The following is a 3,160-nucleotide window of genomic DNA, read 5'->3' on the forward strand; positions in this document are numbered from 1 at the left end:
GCACAAGAAAAACTTTGCCAGCGTGCTTCCGTCATTAGGACAGGTAACTTCTTCATTCGCCCCCTGGATAATGGTCATGAACATGGGAGCGCTGGCCAGTCCGGCAGTCGCCGTGTAGGTATCTGAGGTAGTAAAATCCCGTGTAGCATCCGCGTTCCTTGCAGGAGCGTCCGATGCTTCTGATGCCCAAAAAATCTCGTAAACACTTGTGTTTGCTATGGCTGTTGTCCCTATAATTGACAGCCCAAGCAAGAGCACGGCATACAAGAGATGCCTGGTTTTCATGGGGAGCATAGGTTAATTCGAGTTATGGCAAGAATATGCTTGATTTGGGGTCTAGTATATTCTAAAGCGTAATTATTTAAACTTATATTTTCTCTTTATCTTTAGGCATTCAAGCCTACTTAATATTATTTCTTTTTAACGTTCAGATATGAAAAAAAGTATAGCCCTGCTCGGTTTTTTCGTTGTAATGACGATTTCCTCTTGTGGCCAGAAAAGTGATAATGAGATCAATACCCCCCAGGAAGTCACTTTTACTGCCGAATTGATGGTCCCTGATATGGATATTCCCTGGGGAATGGAGTTCCTGCCTGATGGAGGAATGCTCATCACGGAAAAAGCGGGGCAAATTATCCTCTTCAAAGATGGCGAAAAGACCAACCTTCAAAATGTACCGCCCATATATTTCCGGGGACAGGGAGGGCTTATGGACATCAGGCTGCATCCTGACTATGCCAATAACGGCTGGATCTACCTTTCTTACGCCTCCGAGGAGGGTGTAGAGAAGGGAGGGCATACGGCGATTGCCCGGGCTAAATTATCAGGAAACAGCCTCACCGACCTGGAAGTGTTGTATAAAGCCTCACCGAACACGACTGCAGGCCGGCATTTTGGTTCCCGCATAGAGTTTGATGCCAATGGTTACCTCTATTTTACAATCGGGGAACGGGGTGAAAGGGATGTCAATCCCCAGGATATCACCCGTGATGGAGGTAAGGTATACCGGCTTCACGATGACGGAAGGATCCCTACGGACAATCCTTTTGTAAACCAAAGCGGAGCAAAAGCGGCCATCTATACCTATGGAAACCGCAATCCCCAGGGTATGGCACGCCATCCGGAAACCGGTGCTATCTGGATCCACGAACACGGTCCAAGAGGAGGAGATGAAATCAACATAGTGGAAAAGGGACTCAATTACGGCTGGCCAGTAATCACCTATGGAATCAATTACAGCGGCACCCCAATCACCGATAAAACAGAGATGGAAGGAATGGAACAACCCATCCATTACTGGGTGCCCTCAATCGCTCCCAGTGGAATGGCCTTTGTTACCTCAGACCGCTACCCCCAATGGAAGGGCAACCTGCTTGTGGGTTCCCTGTCCTTTCAGTACCTCGAGCGCATGGAACTCAACGGAAATTCGGTAACCTACCGCGAAAAATTGATGGAAAATGTAGGAAGGGTGCGGAATGTAAAACAAGGACGGGATGGTTATATCTATGTGGCCGTTGAAGGAAAAGGGATATTCAAACTTGTTCCGAATAACTGATTCCGGTTCCTCCTTCCAACCCATTAAAAGGCCATGAAGTACCTATTATTTGTATATCTCATACTACTGTTCGCCCTGTCCAACCACCTTTTCCAGGACAAAGAACTGGAAGCGAGCATGGCCAGGGGCAAGGTAGTTTATGCTGATTTTTGTGTGACCTGCCACCTGGAAAACGGCGAAGGGGTTCCATATACCTTCCCGCCCCTGGCAAAGTCAGATTACCTTGCCAACAATCGCGAGGCCAGTATCCGCGGGGTAAAATACGGTCAGCGGGGGGAAATAGTCGTGAACGGAGAAACCTACAACAATACCATGATGCCTATGGGGCTTTCTGATGAGGAAATCGCAGATGTTCTGAATTTCGTGATGAACTCCTGGGGAAATGAACAGGAAGAAGCGGTTACAGAAGAGGAAGTTGCCCAAATAGGTCCCCGTTAATCTTTTTTGAGGGCGTCCAGGGCTTTCCTCACCGACCCGTATTTTTTCAACACTTCCTGGGCTTGTTCATAATCCAGCTGCAGGCCTTCCATCAGATAGCGGGTGCCCCGGTCTACCAGTTTATTGTTGCTCAGTTGCATATTCACCATTTTGTTCCCTTTTACCCTGCCAATACGAATCATTAAGGCGGTGGTAATCATATTCAGGGCGAGTTTCTGGGAGGTGCCACTTTTCATCCGCGTACTGCCCGTAACAAACTCCGGTCCTACTACAATCTCAATGGGGATTTCTGCCAACTGTGCCAGCGGGGACCCCGGATTATTCGTTATTCCGGCAGTGAGCAAACCGTTCTTTCGTGCGGTTTCTATCCCCCCCAGAACATAGGGTGTAGTTCCTGAAGCCGCAATACCTACCAGGGTATCCAGGGAATTGATATCATGAGCCTTGAGGTCTTTCCAGGCCTGTTTACGGTCATCTTCTGCAAATTCCACAGCCTTTCTTATCGCACCGTCACCTCCCGCGATAAGGCCAATGACCAATTCGTGTGGCATACCATAGGTTGGGGGTATTTCAGAGGCATCCAGAATGCCCAGGCGACCACTGGTTCCCGCTCCGATATAGAACAACCTCCCTCCTTTATAAAAACGCTCTTCAAGGAGGTCCACCAATTTGGTGATCTGGGGAATAACTTTGGCTACAGCCAGGGGTACTTTTTGGTCTTCCTGGTTCATGTATTGTAAAAGCGTCTGGGTGTCCAGCTGCTCCAAATGGTCATAATGGGAAGGGGATTCAGTGATCTTCTTATATTGTGTCATATCACAACAGGCGGATATCCTGGTTTCGAAAAAGATTAAGCAGGTTGTTCTCTGGCTCCAATTCCGTGATCATGGTATTAATGGCGTTGATGTCACAAGTCTTATACCGATGCTGGGAATTGAGTTTTTCCGAGATACACAAAAGTACCGTTTTTTTGGAAGCCCGTACCACGGCCTTTTTGACTTGTACGATATCCCAATCAAAGTCCGTTAGTCCGTGCAGGGAATCCACATAGCCGGTTCCGATAAAACTATAGTCGAACTTTACTTCAGAGAGCTGGTGAATCACCCCGGGGCCAATACTGATCTGCGCCTCCTTCGAGAGCTCGCCACCAAGAAAGATTACCCGGAT

The 3,160-nt window shown here is 48.0% G+C and carries 5 protein-coding genes; 2 read left to right on the forward strand and 3 right to left on the reverse strand.

Annotation, left to right across the window (positions count from 1 at the left end):
- Window positions 1–285: hypothetical protein (locus AC4E7D_RS13320; protein ID WP_490174273.1), on the reverse strand; the 285-nt coding region annotated here is incomplete at its 3' end.
- 148 nt (window positions 286–433) lie between these two features.
- Here AC4E7D_RS13320 and AC4E7D_RS13325 point away from each other — a divergent pair.
- Complete coding sequence (locus AC4E7D_RS13325; RefSeq protein WP_490174274.1) at window positions 434–1,555, forward strand: PQQ-dependent sugar dehydrogenase; 1,122 nt, start codon at window positions 434–436, stop codon at window positions 1,553–1,555.
- A 33-nt stretch (window positions 1,556–1,588) separates the two neighbouring features.
- A complete protein-coding gene (locus AC4E7D_RS13330; protein ID WP_490174275.1) occupies window positions 1,589–1,993 on the forward strand; it encodes a c-type cytochrome in 405 nt (134 codons plus the stop codon).
- Here AC4E7D_RS13330 and murQ read toward each other — a convergent pair.
- Window positions 1,990–2,808: an N-acetylmuramic acid 6-phosphate etherase gene (gene murQ, locus AC4E7D_RS13335; RefSeq protein WP_490174276.1), complete on the reverse strand. Its 819-nt coding sequence runs from the start codon at window positions 2,806–2,808 to the stop codon at window positions 1,990–1,992. The two genes, AC4E7D_RS13330 and murQ, sit on opposite strands and share 4 nt — an antisense overlap.
- A gap of 1 nt (window position 2,809) precedes the next feature.
- The coding region (locus AC4E7D_RS13340) for a DeoR/GlpR family DNA-binding transcription regulator (RefSeq protein ID WP_490174277.1) at window positions 2,810–3,160 on the reverse strand (351 nt) is incomplete at its 5' end.

The sequence above is a fragment of the Lentiprolixibacter sp. genome (assembly GCF_982873095.1).

Excerpts from the sequence above, each read along its gene's own strand:
- AC4E7D_RS13325 (WP_490174274.1), top strand. The coding sequence starts at position 434 with ATGAAAAAAAGTATAGCCCTGCTCGGTTTTTTCGTTGTAATGACGATT.
- AC4E7D_RS13330 (WP_490174275.1), top strand. The coding sequence starts at position 1,589 with ATGAAGTACCTATTATTTGTATATCTCATACTACTGTTCGCCCTGTCC.
- murQ (WP_490174276.1), bottom strand. The coding sequence starts at position 2,808 with ATGACACAATATAAGAAGATCACTGAATCCCCTTCCCATTATGACCAT.